2 rRNA genes are annotated in these 3,520 nt (G+C 58.1%); both read right to left on the reverse strand.

The window, feature by feature from the left end:
* Positions 1-4: 4 nt before the first annotated feature.
* Positions 5-121, reverse strand: a 5S ribosomal RNA gene (rrf, locus tag J5O08_RS20405).
* A gap of 98 nt (positions 122-219) precedes the next feature.
* A 23S ribosomal RNA gene (locus J5O08_RS20410) occupies positions 220-3,329 on the reverse strand.
* Between the last annotated feature and the right edge of the window lie 191 nt (positions 3,330-3,520).

Genomic DNA, 3,520 nt, shown 5'->3' on the forward strand with positions numbered 1-3,520 from the left:
TGATGTCCGGCGGCGTCCTACTCTCCCACACCCTGGCGAGTGCAGTACCATCGGCGCTGAAGGGCTTAGCTTCCGGGTTCGGAATGGGACCGGGCGTTTCCCCTTCGCTATGACCGCCGTAACTCTGTCGAACAGTCAAACACGGGACACCCCTGAACTGCAAGGGGTGCGTGTTCGTGGTTCGGGAACCGCACAGTGGACGCGTAGCACAAAGTATGAGTGGTGAAGTTGTCGGCTTATTAGTACCGGTCAGCTGCGGCAGTCGTTAGTCCTGCCTTCCACATCCGGCCTATCTACCCGGTGGTCTAGCCGGGAGCCTCTCGGGGCAAGCCCCGTGGAAACCTCATCTTGAAGCAGGCTTCCCGCTTAGATGCTTTCAGCGGTTATCCCTTCCGAACGTAGCCAACCAGCCGTGCTCCTGGCGGAACAACTGGCACACCAGAGGTTCGTCCGTCCCGGTCCTCTCGTACTAGGGACAGCCCTTCTCAAGTTTCCTGCGCGCGCAGCGGATAGGGACCGAACTGTCTCACGACGTTCTAAACCCAGCTCGCGTACCGCTTTAATGGGCGAACAGCCCAACCCTTGGGACCTACTCCAGCCCCAGGATGCGACGAGCCGACATCGAGGTGCCAAACCATGCCGTCGATATGGACTCTTGGGCAAGATCAGCCTGTTATCCCCGGGGTACCTTTTATCCGTTGAGCGACGGCGCTTCCACAAGCCACCGCCGGATCACTAGTTCCGACTTTCGTCCCTGCTCGACCTGTCAGTCTCACAGTCAAGCTCCCTTGTGCACTTGCACTCGCCACCTGATTGCCAACCAGGCTGAGGGAACCTTTGAGCGCCTCCGTTACATTTTAGGAGGCAACCGCCCCAGTTAAACTACCCACCAGGCACTGTCCCTGATCCGGATCACGGACCGAGGTTAGATGTCCAGAGCGACCAGAGTGGTATTTCAACGTTGACTCCACCGACACTGGCGTGCCGGCTTCACAGTCTCCCACCTATCCTACACAAGCCGCACCGAACACCAATACCAAGCTATAGTAAAGGTCCCGGGGTCTTTCCGTCCTGCTGCGCGTAACGAGCATCTTTACTCGTAGTGCAATTTCGCCGAGTTCGCGGTTGAGACAGCGGAGAAGTCGTTACGCCATTCGTGCAGGTCGGAACTTACCCGACAAGGAATTTCGCTACCTTAGGATGGTTATAGTTACCACCGCCGTTTACTGGGGCTTAAATTCTGAGCTTCGCCTTGCGGCTGACCCGTCCTCTTAACCTTCCAGCACCGGGCAGGCGTCAGTCCGTATACATCGTCTTGCGACTTCGCACGGACCTGTGTTTTTAGTAAACAGTCGCTTCTCCCTGGTCTCTGCGGCCCTCCACGCTTCCCGGGCAAGCCGGTACACGCTTCAGGCCCCCCTTCTCCCGAAGTTACGGGGGCATTTTGCCGAGTTCCTTAACCACGATTATCTCGATCGCCTTGGTATTCTCTACCTGACCACCTGAGTCGGTTTAGGGTACGGGCGGCTAGAACCTCGCGTCGAAGCTTTTCTCGGCAGCATAGGATCACCCTCTTCCAGCATACGCTGTCACCATCGGCTCTCAGGCTTGATGAGTGGCGGATTTGCCTACCACTCGCCCTACGACCTTGGACGTGGACTACCATCGCCACGCCGGGCTACCTTCCTGCGTCACTCCTGTTAATACGCTTACCTACTACCGGTTCGGGTCACGTGCTCCATGCGGCGGTGACTCCCGAAGGAGTCGGTGCCGCACTTCGGACGTTTAGCATCACCGGGCTCGGTATGGGCGGTTCTTCGCCGGTACGGGAATATCAACCCGTTGTCCATCGACTACGCCTGTCGGCCTCGCCTTAGGTCCCGACTTACCCAGGGCGGATTAGCCTGGCCCTGGAACCCTTGGTCATTCGGCGGACGGGTTTCTCACCCGTCATTCGCTACTCATGCCTGCATTCTCACTCGTGTAGCGTCCACCACTGGGTCACCCCGCAGCTTCACCCGCCACACGACGCTCCCCTACCCATCCACACGCCTGAACCACGAAGGCTTAGCGCAATGTGTGAATGCCACAGCTTCGGCGGTATACTTGAGCCCCGCTACATTGTCGGCGCGGAATCACTTGACCAGTGAGCTATTACGCACTCTTTCAAGGGTGGCTGCTTCTAAGCCAACCTCCTGGTTGTCTGTGCAACTCCACATCCTTTCCCACTTAGCATACGCTTAGGGGCCTTAGCTGGTGGTCTGGGCTGTTTCCCTCTCGACTACGGAGCTTATCCCCCGCAGTCTCACTCCCGCGCTCTCACTTACCGGCATTCGGAGTTTGGCTAACGTCAGTAACCTGGTGGGGCCCATCGGCTATCCAGTAGCTCTACCTCCGGCAAGAAACACGCGAGGCTGCACCTAAATGCATTTCGGGGAGAACCAGCTATCACGAAGTTTGATTGGCCTTTCACCCCTAACCACAGGTCATCCCCCCGGTTTTCAACCCAGGTGGGTTCGGTCCTCCACGCGGTCTTACCCGCGCTTCAACCTGCCCATGGCTAGATCACTTCGCTTCGGGTCTAGAGCACGCGACTACGGTCGCCCTATTCGGACTCGCTTTCGCTACGGCTTCCCCACACGGGTTAACCTCGCCACGTACCACTAACTCGCAGGCTCATTCTTCAAAAGGCACGCCGTCACCCCTGCTAGGGAGGCTCCGACGGATTGTAGGCACACGGTTTCAGGTACTATTTCACTCCCCTCCCGGGGTACTTTTCACCTTTCCCTCACGGTACTTGTCCGCTATCGGTCACTAGGTAGTATTTAGGCTTAGCAAGTGGTCTTGCCAGATTCACACGGGATTTCTCGGGCCCCGTGCTACTTGGGATCCCCCTCGGGAGGCCACGTGATTTCGTCTACGGGGGTACCACCCTCTGTGCCGGGCCTTTCAATGCCCTTCGACTATCACGAGACTTTCTGACTCCCTGCTGGTTCGGCAGAACCAGCTGAAGGGTCCCACAACCCCGCATGCGCAACGCCTGCCGGCTATCACACGCACACGGTTTGGCCTGATCCGCTTTCGCTCGCCACTACTCACGGAATATCTCTTCCTGCCGGTACTGAGATGTTTCACTTCCCGGCGTTCCCTCCACACACCCTATATATTCAGGTGCGGGTCACGCGACATGACTCGCGCGGGGTTTCCCCATTCGGACATCCTCGGATCACGGTTCGTTTGCCAACTCCCCGAGGCTTATCGCAGGCTACCACGTCCTTCTTCGGCTCCTAGTGCCAAGGCATCCACCCTGTGCCCTTAAAAACTTGACCACAAAGACATACTTTAAAGATGCTCGCGTCCACTGTGCAGTTCTCAAACAACGAACGATCCCCGAGTCGCGTGCGCCGGCGCCTACCAACTCCCCCGAAGAGAAGTCAGCGGTTCGTCCGACCGACCGGGCCCGTCATGAAGCAACCTCCCTCGCGGGCTGTTCCCTCAGGACCCAACAGCGTGCCTAGGC

Origin of the sequence: Cellulomonas sp. PS-H5 (assembly GCF_019265565.1) — a bacterium.
In the GTDB taxonomy this organism is placed as follows: domain Bacteria; phylum Actinomycetota; class Actinomycetes; order Actinomycetales; family Cellulomonadaceae; genus Cellulomonas.